The organism is Streptomyces cinereoruber (assembly GCF_009299385.1).
Lineage (GTDB): Bacteria > Actinomycetota > Actinomycetes > Streptomycetales > Streptomycetaceae > Streptomyces > Streptomyces bikiniensis.
On sequence record NZ_CP023693.1, the window covers coordinates 1927074 to 1952575 of the forward strand.

Below are 25502 nucleotides of genomic sequence, written 5' to 3' on the forward strand. Positions count from 1 at the left end.
CGTCCCCCCTCAGCCCCCCGTCCGCAGCGTCCGGGACGGTGACTCGCCGTACTTCTCGCGGTAGCGGGCCGCGAAGCGGCCCTGGTGGCCGAAGCCCCAGCGCCAGGCGACCTCGCTCACGCGCACCTCGTCCGGCGCGGCCGCCCGCAGCTCCTCGCGGACCCTGTCGAGGCGGACCTCCCGTACGTACGCCATCGGGGACATCCCCACGTACTCCCGGAAGGACTCCTGGAGGCGGCGCACGCTGACCCGGGCCAGGGCGGCGAGCTCGGTCGTGGTGAACGGGTGCTCGGGGCGCTCCCGCACCGCGTCCATCACCCGTTTGACCGGGGCCGGGCGCCTGGTCTCCCCCGGATGGTCGAGCGCCTCGCGCCAGGGGTGCTCGGCGGCCAGGAGCAGCCCGTTGAGCAGGGCCTCCTGGAGGGGCCGGGCCACCAGTTCGTGCCGGACGAGGCCATCTCCCGCCAGCGCCTCGTGCGCGACCCGGCGGGCGAGGCGCACCCAGCTCAGGCCGGGGCCGCTCGTGATGTCCAGGCGGGGCGCGAAGGCGAGCGGGCCGCGCGGCGGCCGGCCCGTCAGCTGTTCGAGGCGCTCGCGCAGCGCGGCCGCCCCGATCTTCACGGCCAGGGTCCGGCAGTCGCCGCTCCAGCGGTCCAGGAAGGTGTCCCCCGCCGGGTCGAGCAGCAGCCCCTCGGCGGGCGTCGCGACGAGCGGCGGGCCGCCGCCCTGCCGCAGCTCCATCGTGCCGCTCAGCGGGGCGCTCAGGTGGTAGGCGCCCAGCTCTCCGAAGCTCATCCGGACGTCGGCCCCGCAGCTGAGGTCGCCGATGACCAGCGGCCCGAGGACGACGGTGTCGAACCGGGCCGCGAAGGTCCGCGACCGGTGTTCGACCAGCTCCATGCGGCTCGTGTAGTACCGCGCGTCCAGCTCCTCGCGCGCCTCGTCCACGTCCCCCGTCCGGAACGAGCCCCCGCCCGCCGGTCTCGCCCGCCCCACCGCGCCCACCACCGTCCCCCCGGCCCCCACCGCACCCATGGGTCGAAAGAATATTCATATGACGGATCTGACCGGGAACGGCAGGATGCCCGTCATGCCACGACCTCATGGATTCACGTACGAGCAACGGGGCGACGGATCCGTCGTCCTCACCCACCAGGGCCGCGCCGCGGGCGTGCTGCGCGGCGGGCGCGCCGAGAAGTTCCTGGCCGAGGTGGAGTCGGGCGACACCCAGCTGGTCATGGCCCGCTGGACGGGCGCGTACCGCTTCGGCAACGAACGGCAGGCCAGGAACCACCCGCGTAATCAGGGTGGCCGAACCGGGCGAAGGTAAGGGAACGGCAAAGGGGGCCGGATCGTTAGCCCTGGCATGACCGCTATGACCCCCGGCTCGAACATCCCTCTCACCGCCACGCGCGTGGCGGTGGACGTCGCCGCCCCGGTGCGGCTCGACGTCTCGGGCCTGCTGCTCGGCGCCAACGGCAAGGTGCGCTCGGACGACGACTTCATCTTCTACAACCAGCCCGCCGGGCCCGGTGTCACCTACCGCTCCGGCGGCGGGACCGCGCCCGACGCGATCCTGGTCGACACCGGCGCCCTGCCGGCCGGCGTCGAGAGGATCGTCGTCACGGCGAGCCCGGACGCCGCGGGCCAGACCTTCCAGGGCATCGAGCCCACGGCGACGATCCGCAACGCGGACGACGGCAGCCCCCTCGCCACCTTCACCCCGCCGAGCCTCACCACGGAGACGGCGCTCGTGGTCGTCGAGATCTACCTGCGCAACGGCGCGTGGAAGGCCCGCGCCGTGGGCCAGGGCTACGCCAACGGCCTCGCCGGCATCGCGACCGACTTCGGCGTCTCCGTGGACGAGGAGCCCTCCGCTCCCCCGGCCGCCGCGCAGGCCGCGCCCCCCGCTCCTCCGGCCCCGCCCGCGCCGCCCGTCGCCCCGGTGGACCCCCGGGTCGCGCCCCCGGCCCCGGCCGCGCCCCCGGCCGCCCCCGCACCCGGTACAGGCAAGATCAACCTGGACAAGGGCCGGGTCAGCCTCCAGAAGAACCAGACGGTGTCCCTGGTCAAGGGCGGCCGTCCGCTGCTCTCCCAGGTCAAGATGGGCCTCGGCTGGGAGCCCGCCTACCGGGGCAAGGACATCGACCTGGACGCGTCCGTCATCGCGTACGGGCCCCAGCGCAACCACCTGGACAGCTGCTACTTCGGCAAGCTGACCATCCTCAACGGCTCGGTCAAGCACTCCGGCGACAACCTGACCGGCGAGGGCGCGGGCGACGACGAGGTGATCACCGTCGACCTGGGCCGGCTGCCCGCCGAGGTCTCCGGCCTCGTCTTCACGGTCAACTCCTTCTCCGGCCAGAAGTTCACCGAGGTCGCCAAGGCCTACTGCCGGCTGCTCGACGCGGCGACGGGCGAGGAGCTGGTCCGCTTCGACCTGACCACGGCCGAGCCGCAGACCGGCGTGATGATGGCGAAGCTGATCCGGCAGTTCTCCGGCGAGTGGGAGATGACGGCGATGGGCGAGTTCGTGAAGTCGCGGACCGTCCGGGGCATGGTGAAGCCGGCCGCCCAGGCGCTCTGAGCGACCGGCCGAAAAGCCGAAAAAGGGGGCTCCCGGGATTCGTCCCGGGAGCCCCCTCCTGCGTGTCGGCGCTCAGCGGCGGGGCTGGCGGCGCCAGGGGCCGGTGATCGCGACCATGATCCCGGGGTCCTGGATGCTGGCGAACAGCGTGTCGCCGTCGGGCGAGAAGACGACGCCGGTGAACTCGCTGTCGTTGAGGTCGTTGCGGGCGATCGGGTACGTGCGGCCGGAGTCGGTGGCGCCGAAGAGGTGCTGGACCCCCTCGCCGTCCTCGGCGATGACGAGCCCGCCGTACGGGGAGACGGTGATGTTGTCGGGGCCGTCGTAGGCGCCGTCCTCGTCGGGGTTGGCGTTCACCCCGAGCAGCACCTTGAGGGTGAGGGTGCGGCGCTTCGGTTCGTAGAACCAGACCTGGCCGTCGTGCGCGGCGCCCGGGCTCTCGTCGCGCGCGTAGGAGGAGACGACGTAGGCGCCGCCGTCGGCCCACCACATGCCCTCCAGCTTGCGGGCGCGGGTGACCTGCCCGGCCGCGAACTGCTTGCGGACGGGGACGGTGCGGGCGTCGCGGTCGGGGACGTCGACCCAGTCCACGCCGTAGACGGTGCCGATCCGGGTGGCGCGGGAGAGGTCGTCCACGAAACGACCCCCGGAGTCGACGCACTTGAAGGCCTGGAGCACACCGGCGTCGTCGGCGAGGGTGCGGAGCTTCCCGCGCCCGTGCCGGAAGCCCTTCGGCGGCACCCAGCGGAAGAGCAGCCCGTTGGGGCCGGACGCGTCCTCGGTGAGGTAGGCGTGGCCGCGCTCGGGATCGATGACGACGGCCTCGTGCTCGTAGCGGCCGAAGGCCTTGACCGGCTTCGGGTTCCGGTTGGCGCGGTGGTCGCGCGGATCGACCTCGAAGACGTAGCCGTGGTCCTTGGTCATGCCGTTGACCCCGGCGCGGTCGGCGTTCTCCTCGCCGGTCAGCCAGGTGCCCCAGTCGGTGCGGCCGCCCGCGCAGTTGGTGGAGGTGCCCGCGATACCGACCCACTCGGCCACCGTGCCGTCGCGGTGCACCTCGACGACGGTGCAGCCGCCGGCCGCGGCCGGGTCGTAGACGAGGCCCTCGGCGAGCGGGACGGGATGGGTCCACTTGGAGCGCGGGCCCTTGAGCTCGTGGTTGTTGACCAGGTACGTGCTGCCGCGCGGGCCCGCGAAGGCGGCCGTGCCGTCGTGGTTCGAAGGGGTGAACTCGCCCGACTCCAGGCGGGTCACGCCGCTGTGGGTGACGACGCGGTACGAGAACCCGGCGGGCAGGGCGAGCATCCCCTCGGGGTCGGCGACCAGGGGACCGTACCCGAGCCCGTGCCCGTGTCCGTGGCCGTGGTCATGTCCGTGTCCGCCCCCGTACGCCTGCGGCTCGTCGGACGCGAGCGCCTCGGGGGCGGTGGCGAGAGCTCCGACGACACCGGTGAGGGCGAGCCCCGCACCGGCGACGGCGGACTGCTTCGTGAACTCTCTGCGGTTGAGCGGCATGGTGGCGGGTTCTCCCTGCGGTGGCCGGATGTCGCGGGCCACCCTCCCGCGCCTCCGCGAACACCGCCTGAACGCCACCGGAACACCGCCGGGCGCCCGGGAACCCCGGACGCCCGGCGAGAACGGCCACGCCGTCAGGAGCCGCTCAGTACGGGACCGGTCAGGCCCCGCCCCGCGACCGCGCCTTGAAGGCGGCCTTGCGGGCCTCCTTCGCCGTGCCCTTGTCCCGGTGCAGCCGCCCCATCGCCTCCAGGACCTCCGCCGTCGCCGGGTGCTCCACCCGCCAGGCCGCCTCGAAGAAGCCGCCGTGGCGCCCGGTGAGGCCCTCGATCAGCTCCTGGAGCTCCTCCAGGTCGCCCTCCGCGTCGAGCTGGGCCGCGATCGTGTCGATCGCCAGCCAGAAGATCATCGACTCCGGCGGCGCGGGCACGTCCGCCGCGCCCCGCTCCGCGAGCCAGACCCGCGCCAGGCCGCCGAGCTCCGCGTCGTCCAGGACCTCCCGCACGGCGGGCTCCGCCTCCGGGCCCACCAGGGAGAGCGTCTGCTGGCAGTGCAGGCGGCGGAGCGGGGAGCCCGGGTCGGAGCCGCGGGCGGCGTGCAGCAGCTCGCGGGCCGCGCCGAGGGCGTCGCGGCCGGCCAGCCAGGCGGCGGTCTCCTCGCGGGCCGCGGCCTCCGGGTAGCCGGCGATCCCGTCGAGGAGGGCGTCGGCGCCCTTGTCGGCCAGGTCGCCGACGGCGGGCGCGCCGACGCCGGCCTCCAGCATCCGGGCCCGGACGCCGTAGAGGCCGAGGGGGGTGAGCCGGACCATGCCGTAGCGGGTGACGTCCTCGTCGTCCACGGAGACGGCGGACTCCTCGCCCTCCTCGACCATCAGGGCCTCGTCCAGGGGCTGGTACTCCACGAGCCCGATCGGCTCCAGGAGCCGGAACTGCTCGTCCAGCCGCATCATCGCGTCGGAGACCTGCTCCAGGACGTCGTCGGTGGGCTCGCCCATGTCGTCGGGGACGACCATCGACGCGGCGAGCGCGGGCAGCGGCACCGGGCCCTCGCCGGCCCCGCCCTCGCTGACGGTCAGCAGGTAGAGGTTGCCGAGCACGCCCTCCAGGAACTCGGCCTCGGCCTCGGGGTCCCAGTCGAGGGCGTCGACGTCGATCTCGCCGTCCTCGTCCAGCAGTTGGTCGAGGTCGTCGAGGACGGGGGCGACGGCGTCCGCGAAGACGGTGTCGAAGCCGTCCAGCCAGAGCGCGAGGACGTCCCGGGGCGAACCGCCGGTGAGGAGCGCCAGGTTCTCGCCGGGCGCGGCCCGCCCGGGGACGTCCTCCGCGCCGGCCTCCCCGGCCGACTCGCCGTCCTCGATCTCCACGAGGCCGGTGTCGACCGCGAGCCGCCAGGCGTCGCCCGCCCGCAGCTCGCCCTCCTCGTCGGCGGGGAGGCCCAGGGCCTCGGCCGCCGCCGGGAGCTGCTCGTCGACGAGTTCGCCGCCCGCGTCGACCCGGGTGTCGGGCCCGGCCCAGCGGGCGAGCCGTGCCGCGTCGGCGAGGAGGGGGGCGGCCAGGGCGTCCCGCGCCAGCTCCGCGTCCGCACGCAGCCGAACGGGGGGAAGGGTGGGGTGGTCCGCTGACATCTGGGGGGTCTCCTCGGCGCGTGCGGGGTGAGCGGGTGGACTGGGCGCGGGAAAGCGGTCTCGGAGAGTGGTCTCGGAGAACCGTCCCAGCGTAGACGCATCCGGGAGGGTGCCCGCGGGTTCACGGATCCGTCAGCCTTCGTACACCCGTCGACCCTTGACAAGTGGGGTGCCCTGCCAAGAGATTGACGCGCGTAGATCCATCTGCCGTTCCTCCAAGCACCCTCGGAGTCCCTGATGTCTTCCTCCATACCGAGATCCGCCGCCGTCGCCGCCGTCGTGTCCGCCGCCCTGGCCGCCGGGCTGCTCGCCGGTTCGGCGAGCGCGTCCGCCGAGGACGGGGCCGGTGTCCGCATCCACGACATCCAGGGCACGACCCGCGTCTCGCCCCTGGTCGGGCAGCAGGTCACCGGTGTCACGGGCATCGTGACCGGCGTCCGCACCTACGGCTCGCGGGGCTTCTGGATCCAGGACCCCACCCCCGACGCGAACCCGGCCACCAGCGAGGGCCTGTTCGTCTTCACCAGCTCCGTCCCGACCGTCGCCGTCGGCGACGCGGTGAGCGTGAACGGCACGGTCACCGAGTACGTCCCCGGCGGCCTGGCCTCCGGCAACCAGTCCCTGACGCAGCTCTCCAAGCCGGTCGTCACCGTCCTCTCGCAGGGCAACCCGGTGCCGGCCCCGGTGACCATCTCGTCCTGGTCCGTGCCCGGCGCCTACGCGCCGGCGGGCGACCCGGCCGCGGGCGGCTCGATCAACGGCCTGACCCTGAAGCCCCGCACGTACGCCCTGGACTACTACGAGTCCCTGGAGGGCACCAACGTCCGGATCGGCTCCTCGCGGGTGGTCGGCGCCACCGATCCGTACTCCGAGCTGTGGGTCACGGTGAAGCCGTGGGAGAACGCCAACCGGCGCGGCGGCACGGTCTACGGCTCGTACGAGGACCAGAACACCGGGCGGCTCCAGGTCCAGTCGCTCGTCCCGATCGCCCAGCAGCCGTTCCCGAAGGCGAACGTGGGCGACGTGCTGGCCGGCGCCACCGAGGGCCCGCTCGACTTCAACCAGTACGGCGGCTACACCCTGACCGCCCGCACCCTCGGCACGGTCGTGGACCGGGGCCTGGAGCGCGAGACCACGGACCGGCAGCACAAGAACGAGCTGGCCGTGGCGACGTACAACGTCGAGAACCTCGACCCGAGCGACCCGCAGGAGAAGTTCGACGCGCTCGCGAAGGCGGTCGTGGAGAACCTCGCCTCGCCCGACATCGTCGCCCTGGAGGAGATCCAGGACGACAACGGCGCCAAGAACGACGGCACGGTGAGTGCCGCCCGGACGGTGAAGAAGTTCACCGACGCGATCGTGGCGGCCGGCGGCCCGGCGTACGACTGGCGCTCGGTCGACCCCGAGAACAACGAGGACGGCGGCGAGCCCGGCGGCAACATCCGTCAGGTCTTCCTCTTCAACCCGGCCCGGGTCTCCTTCACGGACCGCCCGGGCGGCGACGCCACCACCGCGACCGGGGTCACCGGCCGCAAGGGGCACGCGGCGCTGACCGTCTCCCCCGGCCGGATCGACCCGGCGAACGCGGCCTGGGCGGACAGCCGCAAGCCGCTCGCGGGCGAGTTCGTCTTCCGGGGCCGCACGGTCTTCGTGATCGCCAACCACTTCGGCTCGAAGGGCGGGGACGAGTCGATCGTCTCCCACCACCAGCCGCCGAACCGTTCCTCCGAGGCGAAGCGCCTGCTCCAGGCCCAGGCCGTCAACGGCTTCGTGAAGCAGCTCCTCGCGGTCGAGAAGCAGGCCGACGTGCTGGTGGTCGGCGACATCAACGACTTCGAGTTCTCCGGCACCACGAAGGCGCTGACGGACGGCGGCGCGCTGTACCCGGCGGTGAAGTCGCTGCCGCGCGGCGAGCGCTACTCGTACGTGTACCAGGGCAACAGCCAGGTCCTCGACCAGATCCTGACCAGCCCGGGGATCCACCACTTCGCGTACGACAGCGTCCACATCAACGCGGAGTTCGCCGACCAGGACAGCGACCACGACCCGCAGGTCCTGCGCTTCCGCCCGTAAGCGTCTCCCGCACCCCGAGCCGCACCCCCGCGCCGCACCCCGGCGCGGGGGTGCGAACCCCTTTCTTCAGCAACCCTTACCTTTCCGCCCAAGAAGATCTAAGTGGACCTTCAGCGTCCGCCCCGCCCAGACTTCCGGCATGACCACCGCACCGCCTTTCGGCCGCGCGCTCTGCGCGATGATCACCCCGTTCGCCCCCGACGGCACGCTCGACCTGGACGCGGCGGGCGCCCTCGCCGTCCGGCTCGTGGCGGAGGGCTGCGACGGCCTCGTCCTCAACGGGACCACCGGCGAGTCCCCGACCACCACCGACGCCGAGAAGACCGCGCTCGTCCGCGCCGTCCGGGAGGCCGTCGGCCCCGGCCCCTCGGTCCTCGCGGGCGTCGGCAGCGCCGACACCGCGCACACCGCCGGGCTGGCCCGCGCGGCCGAGGAGGCGGGCGCGGACGGACTGCTCGTCGTCACCCCGTACTACAGCCGCCCTCCGCAGGCGGCCGTCGAGGCGCACTTCCTGAAGGCGGCGGACGCGACCGGCCTGCCGGTGATGGTCTACGACATCCCCGGCCGCACCGGGACCCGCGTCGAGCCCGCGACGATGCGGCGGCTGGCCGCGCACCCGCGGATCGTGGCGGTGAAGGACTGCGCGTACGACCTGCTCGGATCGGCCCGGCTGATCGCGGAGACCGGCCTCGCGTACTACTCGGGCTGCGAGGAGCTGAACCTGCCGCTGTACGCGGTGGGCGGCGCCGGGTACGTCAGTACGGTGGCGAACGTGGCGCCCCGCCGGCTGCGGGCGGTGCTCGACGCCTTCGACGCGGGCGACACCGCCGGGGCGGCTCGCCTCAACGCCCGGCTGCTGCCGCTCGCCGAGCGGATGACGGCCTCGGGCCTGCCGGGCACGGTGACCGTCAAGGCCCTCCTCGGCGGCCTGCCGCGGGAGCCCCTGCTGCCCGCCGACCGGGAGACGGCCGACGGGCTGCGCGCGCTCCACGAGGCGCTGCTGGGCACGGATCAGGCGGTGTCGCCGCTGTAGGTCCCGCCGAGGATCGCGGCGTGCTCCAGGACGTCCTCCAGCGGGTCGTCGATCTGGCCGGTGGAGACCAGGGAGACGTTCGGGCCGTTGTGCGAGTGGAGGTGCGTCTCGTCCGCCGCCGCCGTTCCGGCGCACAGTAAGACCGTCACCGCCGCCATCGCCCCGGTGGCCGTGTGCCTCGTCCTCATGTTCATGCCGTCTCCTCGCCTCGTCTGCGTGATCTCGTCCGCGTAGGGGACTCTCCGCCCCTCCCTGATAACGCAGCGTCACCGGATCGGTTGCCGTGCGCGTCACACGGGTGTTGCCGTGTGACGGGAGCTTCACGGCGGTGTCCGGAGTTTCACGGCACTGTCCCCGTCGCGTACCGCCCCGGGGCGGCGCCCGGCCCCCCGGTTAGCCTGGGCCCGCTCCGGGCGCCGGGCGGCCACCCGGCCGTGGGACGACGGAAGGCCCCGGGGCGACAGGGCGAGGAACGGGAGCGGACGCATGCCGATACGTGGGGGAAGCACGGCCGGGACGACGGCCGGGGAGCGCGGGCCGTCCCGCAGACACCTGGTCCGGCTGGCCGGAACCGGTCTGGGCCTGGCGGTGCTCGGCGCGGGCGCGTGGGGCTGCGGCCCGGTGGAGGAGCCGGCCGCCGACGCCACCGCTCCCGGGAAGAACCCGTCGGCCGGGGAGGCCGCGCCCGGGGACGCCTTCACCACCCCGCCGCCCGGCACCGCCCCGCGCCCGCTGTGGCAGGACGGCGCCGCGCTCGGGGCGCTCGGCGCGATGGACGCGCTCGCCGTCTCCGGCGACGTGGTCATGGTCTCCGGCGACCCGCTGACGGGCCGTTCCCTCACCACCGGCAAGCGGCTCTGGTCCCGCGAGAAGGTCGCCGTGCCGGGCGCGAAGCTGCTGGTCGCCGGCGGCACGCTGTACCTGGCCAGCGCCCGGTACGACGGGGACGTGGTCGGCCTCGACCCGGCCACCGGCGAGGAGACCTGGCGCAGCAGGCTCGGCGGCAAGAAGTACGCGCAGCCCCGCACGATCGCGGTCGACGAGCAGCGGGTCTACGTCCTCGCCGGGATCCTGGAGGCGGACTACAGCGTCAAGGACAACGTGATCGCGGCCCTCGACATCGCGTCCGGCAAGGTGGTCTGGCAGGAGCGGCGCGACCGGGGCACCCAGCAGTTCGGCATCACGGCCGCCGTCTCCGGCCGCCACCTCGTCTACACGGACTTCCGGGAGAACGTGACGGTCCGCGACACCGCCACGGGACGGCAGGTGTGGACGAAGAAGATCGGCCGCTCCAACAGCGAGCGGATCGCCGTCCACGGGGACCTGGTGGTCGTCGCCGACGGCGGGCGGCTGCGCGCCTTCGCCCTGGCCGACGGCGCGGAGCGCTGGTCGCTGGCCGGCGACGAGTCGTACACCCGCTTCCACAGCCCGGCCGTTCTGGACGGGGTGCTCTACGTCTCCGACTCCGCCCACGTGCTGCGGGCGGTGGACCCGGCGACCGGCGAGGAGCGCTGGCGCAACGCGGACCTCCTGGAGGTCGCGTACCCCTGGCAGTTCGTCAAGGCCGGCGGGAACCTCTACGCGGCGACGGAGCTCGACCCCAAGGGCGGGATCCTCGCCTTCGATGCGCAGGACGGCAAGCTGCGCTGGACGTACAACGACGGCACGGGCGCGGTCGACAAGTGGTACGTGGCGGCCTCGGGCAAGCGCCTGGCGGCCCTGCACGGAAAGCGGCTGACCGCCCTGCCGGCCGTCTGACGGCGGGACGGGGCGGCCGGCCGCTCACGGGGCCTCAGTTGTGGCTGTGCAGGATCTCGTTGAGGCCGCCCCAGACCGCGTTGTTCGGGCGGGCCTCGACGGCGCCGGTGACCGAGTTGCGGCGGAAGAGGATGTTCGGGGCGCCGGAGAGGTCGCGGGCCTTCACGATCTCGCCGTCGGGCATCGTGACCCGGGTGCCGGCCGTGACGTACAGGCCGGCCTCGACCACGCACTCGTCGCCGAGCGCGATGCCGACGCCCGCCTCGGCGCCGACCAGGCAGCGCTCGCCGATGGAGATGACGACGTTGCCGCCGCCGGAGAGGGTGCCCATGGTGGAGGCGCCGCCGCCGATGTCGGAGCCGTCGCCGACGACGACGCCGGCGGAGATGCGGCCCTCGACCATGGAGGTGCCGAGGGTGCCGGCGTTGAAGTTGACGAAGCCCTCGTGCATGACGGTGGTGCCGGCGGCGAGGTGGGCGCCGAGGCGGACGCGGTCGGCGTCGGCGATCCGGACCCCGGCGGGCGCCACGTAGTCGGTCATGCGGGGGAACTTGTCGATCGAGGTCACCTGGAGGTGCAGGCCCTCGGCGCGCGCGTTGAGCCGGACCTTCTCGATGTCGTCGACGGCGACCGGACCGAGCGAGGTCCAGGCGACGTTGGCGAGGAGGCCGAAGAGGCCGTCCAGGCTCTGGCCGTGCGGCTTGACCAGGCGGTGGCTGAGCAGGTGCAGGCGCAGGTACGCGTCGTGGGCGTCGAGCGGCTTCTCGTCCAGCGAGGCGATGACGGTCCGGACGGCGACCACCTCGACGCCCCGGCGGGCGTCCACGCCGAGGGCCTTGGCGGCGCCCTCGCCGAGGGCGTCGACGGCCGCGTCGGGGGTGAGCCGCTCGGTGCCGGCGGGGCCGGGCGCGTCGGTCAGCTCGGGGGCGGGGAACCAGGTGTCGAGGACGGTGCCGTCGCCGGCGAGGGTGGCGAGGCCGGCGGCGACGGCGCCGGTGGTGCGAGGAGCAGTGGTCATGACGGAAAACCTAACCGGCGGGCCCCCGCCCGGGCCAACCGGTCTCAGGTGTCGGTCGGGCGCGTCGGCGGTTCGGACGAGCCGTGACGAGGGGGTTTCGGTGCTTCGTCCGGGGCCCCGGGGGCCAGGATCCGGCCCAGCATCGCGCGCGCGTACTCCTCGTCGTACTCCCCGTCGGTGAGCAGGACCTGGAGGCAGACGCCGTCCACGAGGGCGACCAGGGCGCGGGCGGTGGCGGGGTCGGTGCGGGGGGCCAGGGCGGCGGTGACGGCCTCGGTCCACTCGGCGGCGACCGGGCGCAGGGCGGGGCGGCGCAGGGCGGCGAGGTAGAGCTCGTACTCCAGCTCCACGCCGGTGCGTTCGCCGCCCAGCCACTCCCCGAGGAAGCGGGCGAGGACGGCGGCGAGGTCGGCGTCCGGGCCCAGGAGGGCGGACCGCTCCCGGAGCCGGCACCCGAAGTTCTCGTTGGCCCTGCGGAGCGCGGCGACGAGGAGTTCGTCCAGGGAGGCGAAGTGGTACGTGGTGGAGCCCAGCGGCACGTCCGCCTCGGCGGCCACCGCGCGGTGGCTCAGGCCCGCGATGCCGGAGCGTCCGACGACCCGGAGGGCCGCGTCCACGAGGCGGTCGCGGCGGTCGGGGTCGTGGCGGCGGGGGCGGGCCATCAGTGGGCGCCGCCGAGGTTGAGGACGGCGACCCCGGCGACGATGAGGAGGATCCCGGCGACCTTGGCGAGGCTGAGGGTCTCGCCGAGGAAGAGGACGCCGATGGCGGCGACGGCGGCGGTGCCGACGCCGGACCAGATGGCGTAGGCGGTGCCGACCTGGAGCGTCTTGAGGGCCTGCGCCAGGAGCGCGAAGGCGACCAGGTAGCCGACGCCGGTGACGAGCGAGGGCCAGAGCCTGCTGAAGCCGTCGCTGTACTTCATCGAGGTGGTGGCGAGGATCTCCGCCGCTATGGCGCCCGCCAGCAGTCCGTAACCCATGTGTACGAGCGTACACATCGCTGCGTACACCCGTACACATGAATGCGCACAGGTGTTCGGCGTGCCGACCGATACGGTGTCGCCCATGACCTATCCCACGGGGCCCTACGGCTACGGCCACACTCCCCCGCCCCCGCCACCGAAGCCCGGCGTGATACCCCTGCGACCGCTCGCCCTCAGCGAGGTCCTGACGGCCGCCTTCGCCACCCTCGGACGCCACTGGAAGCAGCTCGTGGGCGTCACGGGCGTCGCCTACGGCTTCGCCCTCCTGCTGGTGGGCGCGGCGTTCGGCATCGGCTACCTGTTCGTCGCGGACAACGTGCCCCGCGTGTTCGACCTGCGGGAGGGCCGGGAGGCGTCGCCGGACGACCTCGTTCCGGTGATGGTCGCGTTCGGCTGCGTCTGGCTGGTCGCGGTGATCGGCATGCTGGTCGCGACCGCCGTGGTGTCGGCGGCGGTGCCCGTGGTCCTCCAGGAGGCGGTCGTGGGCGGCCGGCTCACGTTCGGGACCGTGTGGGGGCGCGCGTGGGCGCGGACGCCCGCGGTCCTCGGCACGCTCCTGCTGACCACGCTGGTCGTGCTGGTGCCGTTCCTGCTCGTCCTCGGCCTGTTCGCCGGCCTGATGACCCTGCTGATCGCCAACGAGACGGGGCCGGCCGTGACGCTGCTGCTGTTCCCGCTCTTCTTCCTGGTCCTCGCCCCGCTCGGCACCTGGTTCTGGGTGAAGCTCGCCTTCGCCCCGACGGTGACGGTGATCGAGCGCCAGGGCCCCATGGCCTCCCTGCGGCGCTCCTGGCACCTGGTGACCGGCACCTGGTGGCGGACCTTCGGCGGCCTGCTGGTGGCCTTCGTGCTCACGAGCGTCGTCAGCATGGTGTTCCAGCAGGTGCTCGGCGCGCTGGCGGCCGCGCCCCTGTCCTTCCACGACGGCCCGGCGCCGGAATCGGCCGGGGAGGTCCTCGCCCTGGTCGGGCCGATGCTGATCGTCATGATCGTCGGATCGCTGATCGCCCAGGTGTTCGCCGCGCTCTTCCCGCCGCTGGTGTCCGGGCTGCTCTACGTCGACCAGCGCATCCGCCGGGAGAACCTGGCGCCGACGCTCGCCCGGACGGCGGCGGCGCGGGCGTACGGCTCCTGACGGCCCGGCCGGACCGGTCGCTCAGGCCGCCGCTCAGTCCGTGAGCGACCGCTTCGGCCGCAGCACGCAGAACTCGTTCCCCTCGGGGTCGGCGAGGGTGACCCAGGTCGCGTCCTCGCCCTGCCCGACGTCGATCCGGGTGGCCCCGAGGGCGAGGATCCGCTCCACCTCGGCGTCCCGGTCGTCGGGCGAGAGGTCGATGTGCAGCCGGTTCTTGACCGTCTTGGACTCGGGCACGGGCAGGAAGCACATCCCGGGCAGGGCGTGCTCGTCGGCTCCGATGACGACCTCGTGCTCGTCCTCGTAGAGGACCTTCCAGTCGAGGACCGCGGCCCAGAAGCGCGCCTGGGCGGAGATGTCGTGGGCGTCGACGGCGAGGTGGTACATGCGAACGGCCATGCTCCCCAGTCTGTCAGGGGAGCACGGCCGTTCGCGTGAAGAGCTCGCTCAGACGTTGAAGCCGAGCGCGCGCAGCTGCTCGCGCCCGTCGTCCGTGATCTTGTCCGGGCCCCACGGCGGCATCCAGACCCAGTTGATCTTCAGCTCGTTGACGATGCCGTCCGTGGCGGACTTCGCCTGGTCCTCGATCACGTCGGTCAGCGGGCAGGCCGCCGACGTCAGGGTCATGTCCAGCGTCGCGACGTTGGAGTCGTCGATGTGGATGCCGTAGATCAGGCCCAGGTTGACGACGTCGATGCCCAGCTCGGGGTCGACGACGTCGTACAGCGCCTCGCGGACTTCTTCCTCGGAGGCCGGCTTCATGGTGGCCCCGGCGTTCTCGGTCATGCCGACTTCCTCTCGGACTTCTGGTCGTCGTCCCCCAGCGCCTGGGCGGTCGCGTCCTTCCACGCCATCCAGCTCAGCAGGGCGCACTTCACCCGGGCGGGGTACTTGGAGACCCCGGCGAACGCGACCGCGTCCTCCAGGACCTCCTCCATCGCCTCGTCCGGCTCGATCTGGCCCTTGGACTGCATCAGCTCCAGGAAGGTGCCCTGGATCTTCTGCGCCTCGGCCAGCTCCTTGCCGACGAGCAGCTCGTTGAGGACGGACGCCGAGGCCTGGCTGATGGAGCAGCCCTGGCCCTCGTACGACACGTCCTCGACGCGCGAGCCGTCGTACTTCACGCGGAGCGTGATCTCGTCGCCGCACGTCGGGTTGACGTGGTGCACCTCGGCGTCGCCGTCCCGCAGACCGCGCCCGTGCGGGTGCTTGTAGTGGTCCAGGATGACGTCCTGGTACATCGAATCCAGCTTCACGAGCGTGTCCCCTAGCCGAAGAAGTTCCGTACGTGCTCCAGCCCCTCGACCAGGGCGTCGACCTCGGCCGGAGTGGAGTACAGATAGAACGACGCCCGCGTGGTCGCGGGAATTCCGTAGCGGAGGCAGACCGGCCGCGCGCAGTGGTGGCCGACCCGGACCGCGATGCCCTGCTCGTCGAGGACCTGGCCCACGTCGTGCGGGTGGATGTCGCCGAGCGTGAAGGAGATCGCCGCGCCGCGGTCCTCGGCCGTGGTGGGGCCGATGATCCGCAGGTCCGGGACCTCCTGGAGGCGCCGGACGGCGTACTCGGTGATCGCCTGCTCGTGGCGGTGGATGTTCTCCATGCCGATCGCCGAGAGGTAGTCCACGGCCGCGCCGAGGCCGACGGCCTGCGCGATCGGGGGCGTGCCCGCCTCGAACTTGTGCGGAGCCGGCGCGTACGTCGAGGAGTGCATCGAGACGGTCTCGATCATCTCGCCGCCGCCGAGGAAGGGCGGCAGGTCCTCCAGGAGCTCCTGCCGTCCCCACAGCACGCCGATGCCGGTCGGACCGCACATCTTGTGGCCGGTGAAGGCCACGAAGTCGGCCTGGAGCGCCTGTACGTCCAGGACCATGTGCGGGGCCGCCTGGGAGGCGTCGATGCAGACGAGCGCACCGACCTCCTGGGCGCGGCGGATGATCGTCTCGACCGGGTTGAACGTGCCGAGCAGGTTCGAGACCAGGGTGAAGGAGACGATCTTGGTCTTCTCGGTGATGACCTCTTCGATGTTCGAGAGGTCGAGACGCCCGTCGTCGGTGAGGCCGAACCACTTCAGCTTCGCGCCCGTGCGCTGCGAGAGCAGCTGCCACGGCACGATGTTGGAGTGGTGCTCCATCTCCGTGATGGCGATCTCGGTCTCGTGGTCCACGCGGTAGGGCTCGTCGGCCCAGCCCAGCATGTTGGCCACGAGGTTGAGCGACTCGGAGGCGTTCTTGGTGAAGATCACCTCGTCGCGGCTCGGCGCGTTGATGAAGGCCGCGACCTTGTCGCGGGAGCCCTCGTAGAGCGCCGTCGCCTCCTCGGCGACCGTGTAGACGCCACGGTGGACGTTGGCGTTGTGGCGCTCGTAGTACGCGTTGAGCGCGTCGAGCACCTGCCGCGGCTTCTGCGAGGTCGCCGCGGAGTCGAGGTACACGATCTTCTTGCCGTCGTGGACCGTGCGATCCAGGAGCGGGAAGTCCTTGCGGATCGCCTCGGTGTCGAGGAGGCCGGAGAGCCCCTGATGGGCAGAAGTCACGCGGACGCGCCACCCTTCACGTACTTGTCGTAGCCCTCGTTCTCCAGCTGGTCGGCGAGCTCGGCGCCGCCGGACTCGGCGATGCGACCGTTCGCGAAGACGTGCACGAAGTCGGGCTTGATGTAGCGCAGGATGCGCGTGTAGTGGGTGATCAGCAGGGTGCCGACCTCGCCGCTCTCGCGGACGCGGTTGACGCCCTCGGAGACGATGCGCAGGGCGTCGACGTCGAGGCCGGAGTCGGTCTCGTCGAGGATCGCGATCTTCGGCTTGAGGAGCTCCAGCTGGAGGATCTCGTGGCGCTTCTTCTCACCGCCGGAGAAGCCCTCGTTGACGTTGCGCTCGGCGAAGGCCGGGTCCATCTGGAGCTCCGCCATGGCCTCCTTGACCTCCTTCACCCAGGTGCGCAGCTTGGGCGCCTCGCCGCGGACGGCGGTGGCGGAGGTGCGCAGGAAGTTGGAGACCGAGACGCCGGGGACCTCGACCGGGTACTGCATGGCCAGGAAGACGCCGGCGCGGGCGCGCTCGTCGACCGACATCTCCAGGACGTCCTCGCCGTCGAGGGTGACGGTGCCGCCGGTGACCGTGTACTTCGGGTGGCCGGCCAGCGAGTACGCCAGGGTCGACTTGCCGGAGCCGTTGGGGCCCATGACGGCGTGGGTCTCGCCCTGCTTGATGGTCAGGTCGACGCCCTTGAGGATCTCGCGGGGGCCGTTCTCCGCCTCGACGGAGACGTGCAGGTCGTGGATTTCAAGCGTAGCCATGGGTGACTCAGGACTCCTGGGTGACGGAGACGAGCACATCGTCCCCTTCGATCTTTACGGGGTATACGGGGACGGGGCGCGTCGCGGGAAGGCCGGAGGGCTTGCCCGTGCGCAGGTCGAAGCTGGAGCCGTGCAGCCAGCACTCGATGGCGCAGTCCTCGACCTCGCCCTCCGAGAGGGAGACGTTCGCGTGCGAGCAGATGTCGTTGATCGCGAACACCTCGCCCTCGGTGTGCACGACCGACACCGGCGTGCCGTCGACCTCGACCCGCTTGGGGGTGTCGGTCTCCAGCTCGCTCAGTGCGCAGACTCGGACGAAGGCCATCAGACGGAGGCCTCCAGCTCGGCCTCGATCTTGGCGATCAGGCGCTCCTGGACGTCGGGCAGGCCGATCTGCTGGACCAGCTCGGCGAAGAAGCCGCGGACGACGAGGCGGCGGGCCTCGGTCTCCGGGATGCCGCGGGCCATCAGGTAAAAGAGCTGCTCGTCGTCGAAGCGGCCGGTGGCCGAGGCGTGGCCGGCGCCGGCGATCTCGCCGGTCTCGATCTCCAGGTTCGGCACGGAGTCGACCCGGGCGCCGTCCGTGAGGACCAGGTTCCGGTTCAGCTCGTACGTGTCGGTGCCCTCGGCGGCGGCCTGGATGAGCACGTCGCCGATCCAGACGGCGTGCGCGCCCTCGCCCTGCAGCGCGCCCTTGTAGGCCACGTTGGACTTGCAGTGCGGGGTGTTGTGGTCGACCAGGAGGCGGTGCTCCTGGTGCTGGCCCGCGTCGGTGAAGTACAGGCCGAAGAGCTCGGCCTCGCCGCCGGGGGCCGCGTACGCCACGCGCGGGTGGATGCGGACGACGTCGCCGCCGAAGGTGACGACGACCGACTTGAAGGAGGCGTCGCGGCCGACCAGCGCGTTGTGCTGGGCGACGTGGACGGCCTTCTCGTCCCAGTCCTGGACGGAGACGACGGTGAGCTTGGCGCCGTCGCCGAGGACGTAGTCGACGTTGGCGGCGAGGACGGCGTCACCGGTGTGGTCGATGACCACGACGGCCTCGGCGAAGGCGCCGAGCTCGATCACCTGGTGGCCGAAGGCGGTCCCGCCGTGCCCGTGCACGGCGATGCGGATCGGCTCGGTGAGGACGGCGTCCTTGGCGACGGTGACGACCGAGGCCTTCTCGAACGAGGAGTACGCCTGGGCGGCGACCCGGTCGACGGGCTTGCCCGCCCGGCCGAGGCGCTCGTCGTCGCGGCCGACGGTCTCGACGGTGACGCCCTCGGGGGCCTCGATGTCGACCTTGACGCCCTCGCCGGTGGCGACGGCGGTGCCGTCGTGCAGACCGCGCAGGCGCTCCAGCGGGGTGAACCGCCACTCCTCCTCGCGGCCGTGCGGGACGGGGAAGTCCGCGACGTCGAAGGACGGGGGCGCGCTCATGCGCGTGGCGACGGTGGACTCGGCGGCCACCGCGATCGAGCCGGCGGTGGTGGATCCCGCCGGGATGTTCTGAGCCTCAGCCATGGCTGTCGTATTGCTCTCTTCCTGCGTACGTGGAAACGGTCGCTGCTGGTGCGGTGGGCCTTAGCCGACCGCGCCTTCCATCTGCAGCTCGATCAGCCGGTTGAGCTCCAGGGCGTACTCCATCGGGAGTTCCTTGGCGATGGGCTCGACGAAGCCGCGGACGATCATCGCCATGGCCTCGAACTCGGTGAGGCCGCGGCTCATCAGGTAGAAGAGCTGGTCCTCGGAGACCTTGGAGACGGTGGCCTCGTGGCCCATGGAGACGTCGTCCTCGCGCACGTCCACGTAGGGGTACGTGTCGGAGCGGGAGATGGTGTCGACGAGCAGCGCGTCGCAGAGCACGTTGGACTTGGCGCCCGGGGCACCCTCGCCGATCTCGATGAGACCGCGGTAGGAGGTGCGGCCGCCGCCTCGCGCCACCGACTTGGAGACGATGTTGGAGGAGGTGTTCGGGGCCATGTGGACCATCTTGGCGCCGGCGTCCTGGTGCTGGCCCTCGCCCGCGAAGGCGATGGACAGGGTCTCGCCCTTGGCGTGCTCGCCCATGAGGTAGACGGCCGGGTACTTCATGGTGACCTTGGAGCCGATGTTGCCGTCGACCCACTCCATGGTGGCGCCCTCGTAGGCGACGGCGCGCTTGGTCACCAGGTTGTAGACGTTGTTCGACCAGTTCTGGATGGTCGTGTAGCGGCAGCGGCCGCCCTTCTTGACGATGATCTCGACCACGGCGCTGTGCAGCGAGTCCGAGGAGTAGATCGGGGCGGTGCAGCCCTCGACGTAGTGGACGTAGGCGTCCTCGTCGACGATGATCAGCGTCCGCTCGAACTGGCCCATGTTCTCCGTGTTGATGCGGAAGTAGGCCTGGAGCGGGATCTCGACGTGCACGCCCTTCGGCACGTAGATGAAGGAGCCGCCGGACCACACGGCCGTGTTCAGGGAGGCGAACTTGTTGTCGCCGACCGGGATGACGGTGCCGAAGTACTCCTTGAAGAGCTCCTCGTGCTCCTTCAGGGCGGTGTCGGTGTCGACGAAGATGACGCCCTGCTCCTCCAGGTCCTCGCGGATCTGGTGGTAGACGACCTCGGACTCGTACTGGGCGGCGACGCCGGCGACGAGGCGCTGCTTCTCCGCCTCGGGGATGCCGAGCTTGTCGTACGTGTTCTTGATGTCCTCCGGCAGGTCCTCCCAGGACTCGGCCTGCTTCTCGGTGGACCGCACGAAGTACTTGATGTTGTCGAAGTCGATGCCGGAGAGGTCGGAGCCCCATGTCGGCATGGGCTTCTTGCCGAAGAGCCGCAGACCCTTGAGACGCAGCTTCAGCATCCAGTCGGGCTCGTTCTTCTTCGCGGAGATGTCGCGGACGACGTCTTCGTTCAGACCGCGCTTGGCGGTGGCGCCGGCCGCGTCCGAGTCGGCCCAGCCGTACTCGTACCGACCCAGGCCCTCAAGCTCGGGGTGGCTGATCTCGGTGGTCATGCGGGGTTCCTCCCGGCCGTACGTGCGGATGCTGATTCGGTGGTCTGTGGTGTGCCGTGCGGGATGAACGTGGTGCAGACGCCGTCACCATGGGCGATGGTGGCCAGACGCTGGACGTGCGTTCCCAGGAGGCGGGAGAAGAACTCCGTCTCCGCCTCGCACAGCTGTGGGTACTGCTCGGCGACGTGGGCTACCGGGCAGTGGTGCTGGCAGAGCTGCTCGCCGACCGGCGCGTTCCGCGCAGTGGCAGCGTACCCGTCCGCCGTGAGGGCCTTGGCGAGCGCCTCGGTCCGCCGCGCGGGTTCGGCCGCCTCGACGGCCTCGCGGTACGCGCCTCCCTGGCTCTCGATCCGGTCCCGGGCGAAGGCGGCGACGGCCTCCTCGCCCCCGGCGTTGCGCTCGATCCAGCGGAGCGCCTCGACGGCGAGGGAGTCGTACGACTGGTCGAAGGCGTCCCGGCCGCAGTCGGTCAGCGCGAAGACCTTCGCGGGGCGGCCGCGTCCGCGGTTGCCGTAGACGCGCTTCTCGCGCGCCTCGACGACGTTCTCCGCGACCAGCGAGTCGAGGTGGCGGCGGACGGCGGCCTGGGTGAGGCCGAGCCGTTCGGCCAGGTCGGCGACGGTCGACGGCCCGTGGTCCAGGATCGACCGCGCGACCCGGTTGCGCGTGGAGCGTTCCCGGGTCGCGAGTTCCTCCACCGGAGCCGCGCCCACGTTTTTCACAACACCATTGTTGCGTAATTAATCCAGGAGTGACAAGCCGTGCCCGGAGCGCGGACGGTGCCGTGCGTCACTCAGGTAAGGCTTACCTGACCTGCGGAAACGATCATTCGTGGGATGAATTCGCCCACTCTTCGGGCCCCGCGGCCGGAGGGCCCCCGGGTGCTCTCTAGACTGCCGGACATGCGAAAAGAGCCCGTCGTCCAGGTCCGCGGCCTGGTCAAGCGGTACGGGGACAAGACCGCCGTCGACGGCCTCGACCTCGACGTGCGGGCCGGCACCGTCACCGCCGTCCTCGGTCCCAACGGGGCCGGCAAGACCACCACGATCGAGACCTGCGAGGGCTACCGCAGGCCCGACGCCGGCACCGTCCGGGTCCTCGGCCTGGACCCGGTCGCCGACGCGGCCGCCCTGCGCCCCCGGATCGGCGTCATGCTCCAGTCCGGCGGCGTCTACTCCGGCGCCCGCGCCGACGAGATGCTCCGCCACATGGCCAAGCTGCACGCCCACCCGCTGGACGTGGACGCCCTGATCGAGCGACTCGGCCTCGGCTCCTGCGGCCGTACGACCTACCGGCGCCTCTCCGGCGGCCAGCAGCAGCGCCTCGCGCTCGCCATGGCCGTCGTCGGCCGCCCCGAGCTGGTCTTCCTGGACGAGCCCACCGCCGGGCTCGACCCGCAGGCCCGCCGCGCCACCTGGGACCTGGTCCGCGAGCTGCGCGCCGACGGGGTGACCACGGTCCTCACCACCCACTTCATGCAGGAGGCGGAGGAGCTGGCCGACGACGTCGCCATCGTCGACGCCGGCCGGATCGCCGTCCAGGGCAGCCCCGAGGAGCTGTGCCGCGGCGGCGCCGAGAACACCCTGCGCTTCACCGGCCGCCCCGGGCTCGACCTGGGCTCCCTGCTCAAGGCGCTCCCGGACGGCACGGCCGCGGCGGAGACCCTGCCGGGCACGTACCGGATCACCGGCGACGTCGACCCGCAGCTGCTCGCCACGGTCACCAGCTGGTGCGCCCAGAACGGCGTGATGCCGGACGGCATCTCGGTCGAGCGGCACACCCTCGAAGACGTTTTTCTGGAGCTCACCGGCAAGGAGCTGAGGTCATGAAGCCGGCCACCGACGGGATCTGCCGGGGGTCCGGGGGGCGCCCCCCGGGTCGGCACAGCCTGGAGCTCACGGGCAAGGAGCTGAGGTCATGAGCGCGGGGACCCCCCTCCCGAAGTCCACGGGCACCTACTCCCCCCGGCCCGGTGCCGCGCCCGTCGGGCGGATGATCGCCGCGCAGACCGCCCTGGAGACCAGGATGCTGCTGCGCAACGGCGAGCAGCTGCTCCTGACGGTGATCATCCCCTCGCTGCTCCTGGTGCTGTTCTCCACCGTCGACGTGGTCGACACCGGGGCCGGGAAGGCCGTCGACTTCCTCGCCCCCGGCGTCCTCGCGCTCGCCGTGATGTCCACCGCCTTCACCGGCCAGGCCATCGCGACCGGTTTCGAGCGCCGGTACGGGGTGCTCAAGCGGCTGGGGGCCTCACCGCTCCCCCGCTGGGCCCTGATGACCGCCAAGACGCTCTCCGTCCTGGTCACCGAGGTCCTCCAGGTCGCGCTCCTGACGGCGATCGCGCTCGCCCTCGGCTGGTCCCCGCACGGGAACCCGCTCTCGGTGCTGCTCCTCCTGGTCCTCGGCACGGCCGCCTTCTCCGGCCTCGGCCTGCTGATGGCCGGCACGCTGCGGGCCGAGGCCACCCTGGCCGCCGCCAACCTGGTCTTCCTGCTGCTCCTGGTGGGCGGCGGGGTGATCGTGCCCCTGGAGAAGTTCGGCGCCGCCGGCGACGTGCTCGCCCTGCTGCCGATCTCGGCCCTCTCGGACGGCCTGCGGGACGTCCTCCAGGGCGGGGCGCCGATGCCGTGGGGCGACGCGCTGGTCCTCGCGGTCTGGGCGGTCCTGGGGCTCGGCACGGCGGCGAAGTTCTTCCGCTGGGAGTGACCCGCCCCGGGGAGTAACCGTAAGGTTCCGTTCGGCCACATACGCCCCCCTCGTGAAAGCGCGCACAAGCGCCGTCCTACGATAGGGCCCGTGCTGAACCCCCTCGCCTCCATCGCCCGGCGCTGGACCCCGTCCCCCCGGACGCTCCGGCGCGCCGCGCTCTCCGCCGTCGTGATGAGCGTGCTCATCATCGTCACGGGCGGCGCGGTCCGGCTGACCGGTTCCGGCCTCGGCTGCGACACCTGGCCCAAGTGCACGGACGACAGCCTCTTCGCCACGCCCGAGCAGGGCCTCCACGGTGCCATCGAGTTCGGCAACCGGATGCTGACGTACGTCCTGTCGGCGGCCGTCGGCTGGGCCATCGTCTCCGTGCGCTCGGTCAAGCCCCGGCGGCGCGGCCTCACCCGGCTCGCCTGGGTCCAGTTCTGGATCGTGCTGAGCAACGCCGTCCTCGGCGGCATCACGGTGTGGATGGGCCTCAACCCGTGGACGGTCGCCGGCCACTTCCTCGCCGCGAACGCGCTCCTCACGGTCGCCGTCGTCACCTGGCACCGGACCGGCGAGGGCGACACCGCCCCCCGCCCGCGCGTGCCGCGTCCGGTCCGCAGGCTGTCCTGGGCGATCGCGATCACCTCGGGCCTGCTGATCGCGCTCGGCACCGCCGTGACCGGCTCCGGCAAGCACGCCGGCGACAGCAGCGACGTCCCGCGCATGCCCTGGGACTGGACGAACGCCGCGCACCTGCACGCCATCGCCGCCTGGATCGTCTGCGCGCTCGCGGTCGCGATGTGGCTGGTCCTGCGCGCGGTGGACGCCCCGGACGACACCCGGGCCCGCGCCCGCGACCTGCTGATCGTGCTGCTCCTGCAGGGCGGCATCGGCTACGTCCAGTACTTCACCGGGGTCCCCGAGATCCTGGTCGGCGCCCACATGCTCGGCTCCTCGCTGATGTGGATCGCGGTCGTACGGCTCGCCCTGAGCATGCGCGAGCGCCCGCTGAGCACGCCGGCGATCCCGGCCCAGGCGGACCCGGAGCTCGCGAAGGCCTGAGGCTCCCCCGTACACGCACACAGAAGGGCCCACCGGTTCCCGCGAGCCGGTGGGCCCTTCGTGTGCGCGCACCCCGTCTCAGCGGTCGGAAGGGCCGCCGATCTGGATGCCCGCCATCCGGGACCACTCGTACGGCCCGGTGACGACCTTCGCGGCGAACTCGCCGTCGAACTCCTCGTGGAGCGTCAGGCCGGCCTTCTCGGCCGCCCGCTCGGCGATCGCGTACGTCGGGGCGACCAGGTCGCCCCAGAGGCCGTCCGTGCCGACGAGGACGATCCGGGTGCCCGCCTGGCCGATGTGCTCCAGGTGCCCCTCGGAGCCGCCGTGCTCCTTGGAGAAGGCCTGGATCTGCTTGGTGAGCCGGGCGACCCTGCGCTCGTCCTTCTTGGTGTCTGCCTTCGTATCTGCCTGCGTGTCTGCCATGGCAAGGATGCTACCGACGGGTAGATCGAACGGCGACGGCCGGGCCGCGTGGTGTTTCCCACGCGGCCCGGCCGTCGGCCGAGCGGTCCTGCGGAGGTCAGCGGAGGAAGGGGTCCACCGCGACCGCCACGAAGAGCAGCGAGACGTAGGTGATGGACCAGTGGAAGAGCCGCATCTCCTTGAGCTTGGCGCCCGTCGCGCCGTCCTTGGCGCGGTTGAGCAGCCCGTGCGCCTCCCAGAGCCACCAGCCGCCGGTGACCAGCGCCACGGCGGTGTAGAACCAGCCCGTGTAGCCCAGCGGGGTGAGCAGCAGCGAGACGGCGACCATGACCCAGCTGTAGGCCACGATCTGCTTGGCGACGACCTTGTTGGAGGCGATCACCGGGAGCATGGGGACGCCCACGCGCGCGTAGTCGTCCTTGACCTTCATCGACAGCGGCCAGTAGTGCGGCGGCGTCCAGAAGAAGATCACCATGAAGAGGATGACGGCGGCCCAGGACATCGAGTTCGTGACCGAGGACCAGCCGATGAGCACCGGCATGCAGCCGGCGATGCCGCCCCAGACGATGTTCTGCGCGGTCCGCCGCTTCAGGATCATCGTGTAGACGACCACGTAGAAGAGAAGCGCGCCGAGCGACAGCCAGGCGGAGAGCCAGTTGACCAGCAGGCCGAACCAGAGGGTGGAGACCACCGCGAGGGTGAGGCCGAAGACCAGGCCCTCGCGCGGCGACACCATGCCGGTGACCAGCGGACGCTGGGACGTGCGGTCCATCAGGGCGTCGATGTCGCGGTCGATGTACATGTTCAGCGCGTTCGCGCCGCCCGCCGACAGGTAGCCGCCGAAGCAGGTGGCGAGCACCAGCCAGAGGTTCGGCACGCCCTGCTCGGCGAGGAACATCACCGGGACGGTCGTGATGAGCAGCAGCTCGATGATTCGCGGCTTGGTCAGCGCCACGAATGCCTTGACGCGGGCCCCGAACGGCCGATGGCCCCCCGGGCTGGGAGTCAAGACGACCCCTGCGGGTCGGGACTCGACGGCCGTCACGCACACCCCTGACAGAGAAATCCCAGCAAGCTCCCCGAATGAAAGCGGGGTGAAGCTTGCGCGTACCACGCCACTCTAGACGTTGCCCAGACGCCGATCTTCGCGGGGGTGGGGTCGTGTTGAAGGGGTACGCCCCAAGGGGTGGAGCCGTGGGGAAGAGGGCCCGTCCCACACGGTGGACCCGTTCGGGAGGCGAAGTCCCACGGCCACCGGCAGTCTTGCCGTGTGCGCTCATTTGAGGGGCATGAACACGAAAAGAGGGCCGTCCGAC

27 protein-coding genes are annotated in these 25502 nt (G+C 71.9%); 9 read left to right on the top strand and 18 right to left on the bottom strand.

Annotated features, from left to right (window positions below; genetic code table 11):
• Window positions 1-9: 9 nt before the first annotated feature.
• The gene (locus tag CP977_RS08500) at window positions 10-1035 is read right to left on the bottom strand and encodes an AraC family transcriptional regulator (RefSeq protein ID WP_208421604.1); all 1026 of its coding nucleotides are present in this window, start codon (window positions 1033-1035) and stop codon (window positions 10-12) included.
• A 55-nt stretch (window positions 1036-1090) separates the two neighbouring features.
• On the opposite strand from CP977_RS08500, the gene CP977_RS08505 reads away from it, so the two are divergent.
• Together CP977_RS08505 and CP977_RS08510 are read left to right on the top strand one after the other, a co-directional pair.
• Window positions 1091-1330, top strand: a complete 240-nt coding sequence (locus CP977_RS08505) for a hypothetical protein (RefSeq protein ID WP_062757155.1) — start codon at window positions 1091-1093, stop codon at window positions 1328-1330.
• Window positions 1331-1366: 36 nt separating this feature from the next.
• The gene (locus tag CP977_RS08510) at window positions 1367-2587 is read left to right on the top strand and encodes a TerD family protein (protein ID WP_183953384.1); all 1221 of its coding nucleotides are present in this window, start codon (window positions 1367-1369) and stop codon (window positions 2585-2587) included.
• Window positions 2588-2659: 72 nt separating this feature from the next.
• On the opposite strand, the gene CP977_RS08515 is transcribed toward CP977_RS08510, so the two are convergent.
• Both CP977_RS08515 and CP977_RS08520 read right to left on the bottom strand, forming a co-directional pair.
• A complete protein-coding gene (locus CP977_RS08515; protein WP_109185682.1) occupies window positions 2660-4102 on the bottom strand; it encodes an alkaline phosphatase PhoX in 1443 nt (480 codons plus the stop codon).
• A 160-nt stretch (window positions 4103-4262) separates the two neighbouring features.
• Window positions 4263-5726: a hypothetical protein gene (locus tag CP977_RS08520; RefSeq protein WP_109185683.1), complete on the bottom strand. Its 1464-nt coding sequence runs from the start codon at window positions 5724-5726 to the stop codon at window positions 4263-4265.
• Window positions 5727-5963: 237 nt separating this feature from the next.
• Between CP977_RS08520 and CP977_RS08525 the strand changes: the two genes are divergently transcribed.
• Entirely contained in the window at window positions 5964-7799 is a 1836-nt protein-coding gene (locus CP977_RS08525; protein WP_152369863.1) for an endonuclease/exonuclease/phosphatase family protein, read from the top strand.
• Between the two features lie 139 nt (window positions 7800-7938).
• On the top strand, window positions 7939-8832 hold the full coding sequence (gene dapA / locus CP977_RS08530) for a 4-hydroxy-tetrahydrodipicolinate synthase (RefSeq protein WP_062756641.1): 894 nt from the start codon (window positions 7939-7941) through the stop codon (window positions 8830-8832).
• On the opposite strand, the gene CP977_RS08535 is transcribed toward dapA, so the two are convergent.
• On the bottom strand, window positions 8811-9020 hold the full coding sequence (locus CP977_RS08535) for a hypothetical protein (RefSeq protein WP_062757154.1): 210 nt from the start codon (window positions 9018-9020) through the stop codon (window positions 8811-8813). The two genes, dapA and CP977_RS08535, sit on opposite strands and share 22 nt — an antisense overlap.
• Before the next feature lie 298 nt (window positions 9021-9318).
• On the opposite strand from CP977_RS08535, the gene CP977_RS08540 reads away from it, so the two are divergent.
• The gene (locus CP977_RS08540) at window positions 9319-10590 is read left to right on the top strand and encodes an outer membrane protein assembly factor BamB family protein (protein WP_152369864.1); all 1272 of its coding nucleotides are present in this window, start codon (window positions 9319-9321) and stop codon (window positions 10588-10590) included.
• A gap of 34 nt (window positions 10591-10624) precedes the next feature.
• On the opposite strand, the gene dapD is transcribed toward CP977_RS08540, so the two are convergent.
• From dapD to CP977_RS08555, 3 genes are read right to left on the bottom strand one after another with little or no spacing between them, the layout of a single operon-like run.
• Window positions 10625-11608: a 2,3,4,5-tetrahydropyridine-2,6-dicarboxylate N-succinyltransferase gene (gene dapD / locus CP977_RS08545; protein ID WP_152369865.1), complete on the bottom strand. Its 984-nt coding sequence runs from the start codon at window positions 11606-11608 to the stop codon at window positions 10625-10627.
• A gap of 44 nt (window positions 11609-11652) precedes the next feature.
• Window positions 11653-12270 (bottom strand): TetR/AcrR family transcriptional regulator, encoded by a 618-nt coding sequence (locus tag CP977_RS08550; protein ID WP_109185688.1) that lies wholly within the window; start codon window positions 12268-12270, stop codon window positions 11653-11655.
• Window positions 12270-12590 (bottom strand): DMT family transporter, encoded by a 321-nt coding sequence (locus CP977_RS08555; RefSeq protein ID WP_062756638.1) that lies wholly within the window; start codon window positions 12588-12590, stop codon window positions 12270-12272. Before CP977_RS08555 ends, CP977_RS08550 begins: the two co-directional genes overlap by 1 nt.
• 85 nt (window positions 12591-12675) lie before the next feature.
• Here CP977_RS08555 and CP977_RS08560 point away from each other — a divergent pair, with 85 nt between their 5' ends.
• On the top strand, window positions 12676-13728 hold the full coding sequence (locus CP977_RS08560) for a DUF7847 domain-containing protein (protein ID WP_062757153.1): 1053 nt from the start codon (window positions 12676-12678) through the stop codon (window positions 13726-13728).
• A 33-nt stretch (window positions 13729-13761) separates the two neighbouring features.
• On the opposite strand, the gene CP977_RS08565 is transcribed toward CP977_RS08560, so the two are convergent.
• Genes CP977_RS08565 through CP977_RS08605 form a run of 9 tightly spaced genes read right to left on the bottom strand, consistent with a single transcriptional unit; the run spans window position 13762 to window position 20729 of the window.
• A complete protein-coding gene (locus tag CP977_RS08565) occupies window positions 13762-14127 on the bottom strand; it encodes a VOC family protein (RefSeq protein WP_109185689.1) in 366 nt (121 codons plus the stop codon).
• A 48-nt stretch (window positions 14128-14175) separates the two neighbouring features.
• A complete protein-coding gene (locus CP977_RS08570) occupies window positions 14176-14514 on the bottom strand; it encodes a metal-sulfur cluster assembly factor (RefSeq protein WP_024757177.1) in 339 nt (112 codons plus the stop codon).
• A complete protein-coding gene (gene sufU / locus CP977_RS08575) occupies window positions 14511-14984 on the bottom strand; it encodes a Fe-S cluster assembly sulfur transfer protein SufU (RefSeq protein ID WP_062756636.1) in 474 nt (157 codons plus the stop codon). The genes CP977_RS08570 and sufU overlap by 4 nt, the downstream gene beginning before the upstream one ends.
• A gap of 11 nt (window positions 14985-14995) precedes the next feature.
• A complete protein-coding gene (locus CP977_RS08580; protein ID WP_062756635.1) occupies window positions 14996-16264 on the bottom strand; it encodes a cysteine desulfurase in 1269 nt (422 codons plus the stop codon).
• Window positions 16261-17025, bottom strand: coding sequence for a Fe-S cluster assembly ATPase SufC (sufC, locus tag CP977_RS08585; protein ID WP_062756634.1), 765 nt, complete (start codon window positions 17023-17025; stop codon window positions 16261-16263). The genes CP977_RS08580 and sufC overlap by 4 nt, the downstream gene beginning before the upstream one ends.
• A 7-nt stretch (window positions 17026-17032) precedes the next feature.
• Window positions 17033-17350 (bottom strand): bifunctional 3-phenylpropionate/cinnamic acid dioxygenase ferredoxin subunit, encoded by a 318-nt coding sequence (locus CP977_RS08590; protein WP_030205123.1) that lies wholly within the window; start codon window positions 17348-17350, stop codon window positions 17033-17035.
• Entirely contained in the window at window positions 17350-18531 is a 1182-nt protein-coding gene (gene sufD, locus CP977_RS08595) for a Fe-S cluster assembly protein SufD (protein WP_062756633.1), read from the bottom strand. Before sufD ends, CP977_RS08590 begins: the two co-directional genes overlap by 1 nt.
• A 60-nt stretch (window positions 18532-18591) precedes the next feature.
• A complete protein-coding gene (gene sufB / locus CP977_RS08600) occupies window positions 18592-20007 on the bottom strand; it encodes a Fe-S cluster assembly protein SufB (protein ID WP_062756632.1) in 1416 nt (471 codons plus the stop codon).
• Window positions 20004-20729: a helix-turn-helix transcriptional regulator gene (locus CP977_RS08605; protein ID WP_062756631.1), complete on the bottom strand. Its 726-nt coding sequence runs from the start codon at window positions 20727-20729 to the stop codon at window positions 20004-20006. The genes sufB and CP977_RS08605 overlap by 4 nt, the downstream gene beginning before the upstream one ends.
• Window positions 20730-20909: 180 nt before the next feature.
• Between CP977_RS08605 and CP977_RS08610 the strand changes: the two genes are divergently transcribed.
• From CP977_RS08610 to CP977_RS08620, 3 genes are all read left to right on the top strand, one after another.
• Entirely contained in the window at window positions 20910-21836 is a 927-nt protein-coding gene (locus tag CP977_RS08610) for an ABC transporter ATP-binding protein (protein WP_062756630.1), read from the top strand.
• A gap of 88 nt (window positions 21837-21924) precedes the next feature.
• The gene (locus tag CP977_RS08615) at window positions 21925-22713 is read left to right on the top strand and encodes an ABC transporter permease (protein WP_062756629.1); all 789 of its coding nucleotides are present in this window, start codon (window positions 21925-21927) and stop codon (window positions 22711-22713) included.
• Window positions 22714-22803: 90 nt separating this feature from the next.
• Complete coding sequence (locus CP977_RS08620) at window positions 22804-23763, top strand: COX15/CtaA family protein (RefSeq protein WP_152369866.1); 960 nt, start codon at window positions 22804-22806, stop codon at window positions 23761-23763.
• Window positions 23764-23841: 78 nt separating this feature from the next.
• On the opposite strand, the gene CP977_RS08625 is transcribed toward CP977_RS08620, so the two are convergent.
• Both CP977_RS08625 and CP977_RS08630 read right to left on the bottom strand, forming a co-directional pair.
• Window positions 23842-24186, bottom strand: a complete 345-nt coding sequence (locus tag CP977_RS08625; protein WP_062756627.1) for a hypothetical protein — start codon at window positions 24184-24186, stop codon at window positions 23842-23844.
• Window positions 24187-24283: 97 nt separating this feature from the next.
• Window positions 24284-25231, bottom strand: a complete 948-nt coding sequence (locus CP977_RS08630) for a heme o synthase (protein WP_062757152.1) — start codon at window positions 25229-25231, stop codon at window positions 24284-24286.
• Window positions 25232-25502: the final 271 nt, after the last annotated feature.

Coding starts and splice junctions, on each gene's coding strand:
- CP977_RS08565 (WP_109185689.1), bottom strand. CDS start 14,127: ATGGCCGTTCGCATGTACCACCTCGCCGTCGACGCCCACGACATCTCC.
- CP977_RS08535 (WP_062757154.1), bottom strand. CDS start 9,020: ATGAGGACGAGGCACACGGCCACCGGGGCGATGGCGGCGGTGACGGTC.
- sufC (WP_062756634.1), bottom strand. CDS start 17,025: ATGGCTACGCTTGAAATCCACGACCTGCACGTCTCCGTCGAGGCGGAG.
- CP977_RS08555 (WP_062756638.1), bottom strand. CDS start 12,590: ATGGGTTACGGACTGCTGGCGGGCGCCATAGCGGCGGAGATCCTCGCC.
- CP977_RS08570 (WP_024757177.1), bottom strand. CDS start 14,514: ATGACCGAGAACGCCGGGGCCACCATGAAGCCGGCCTCCGAGGAAGAA.
- CP977_RS08590 (WP_030205123.1), bottom strand. CDS start 17,350: ATGGCCTTCGTCCGAGTCTGCGCACTGAGCGAGCTGGAGACCGACACC.
- CP977_RS08520 (WP_109185683.1), bottom strand. CDS start 5,726: ATGTCAGCGGACCACCCCACCCTTCCCCCCGTTCGGCTGCGTGCGGAC.
- sufD (WP_062756633.1), bottom strand. CDS start 18,531: ATGGCTGAGGCTCAGAACATCCCGGCGGGATCCACCACCGCCGGCTCG.
- dapD (WP_152369865.1), bottom strand. CDS start 11,608: ATGACCACTGCTCCTCGCACCACCGGCGCCGTCGCCGCCGGCCTCGCC.
- CP977_RS08515 (WP_109185682.1), bottom strand. CDS start 4,102: ATGCCGCTCAACCGCAGAGAGTTCACGAAGCAGTCCGCCGTCGCCGGT.
- CP977_RS08625 (WP_062756627.1), bottom strand. CDS start 24,186: ATGGCAGACACGCAGGCAGATACGAAGGCAGACACCAAGAAGGACGAG.
- CP977_RS08560 (WP_062757153.1), top strand. CDS start 12,676: ATGACCTATCCCACGGGGCCCTACGGCTACGGCCACACTCCCCCGCCC.
- CP977_RS08525 (WP_152369863.1), top strand. CDS start 5,964: ATGTCTTCCTCCATACCGAGATCCGCCGCCGTCGCCGCCGTCGTGTCC.
- CP977_RS08500 (WP_208421604.1), bottom strand. CDS start 1,035: ATGGGTGCGGTGGGGGCCGGGGGGACGGTGGTGGGCGCGGTGGGGCGG.
- CP977_RS08540 (WP_152369864.1), top strand. CDS start 9,319: ATGCCGATACGTGGGGGAAGCACGGCCGGGACGACGGCCGGGGAGCGC.
- CP977_RS08550 (WP_109185688.1), bottom strand. CDS start 12,270: ATGGCCCGCCCCCGCCGCCACGACCCCGACCGCCGCGACCGCCTCGTG.
- CP977_RS08510 (WP_183953384.1), top strand. CDS start 1,367: ATGACCGCTATGACCCCCGGCTCGAACATCCCTCTCACCGCCACGCGC.
- CP977_RS08610 (WP_062756630.1), top strand. CDS start 20,910: ATGCGAAAAGAGCCCGTCGTCCAGGTCCGCGGCCTGGTCAAGCGGTAC.
- CP977_RS08615 (WP_062756629.1), top strand. CDS start 21,925: ATGAGCGCGGGGACCCCCCTCCCGAAGTCCACGGGCACCTACTCCCCC.
- dapA (WP_062756641.1), top strand. CDS start 7,939: ATGACCACCGCACCGCCTTTCGGCCGCGCGCTCTGCGCGATGATCACC.
- CP977_RS08505 (WP_062757155.1), top strand. CDS start 1,091: ATGCCACGACCTCATGGATTCACGTACGAGCAACGGGGCGACGGATCC.
- sufB (WP_062756632.1), bottom strand. CDS start 20,007: ATGACCACCGAGATCAGCCACCCCGAGCTTGAGGGCCTGGGTCGGTAC.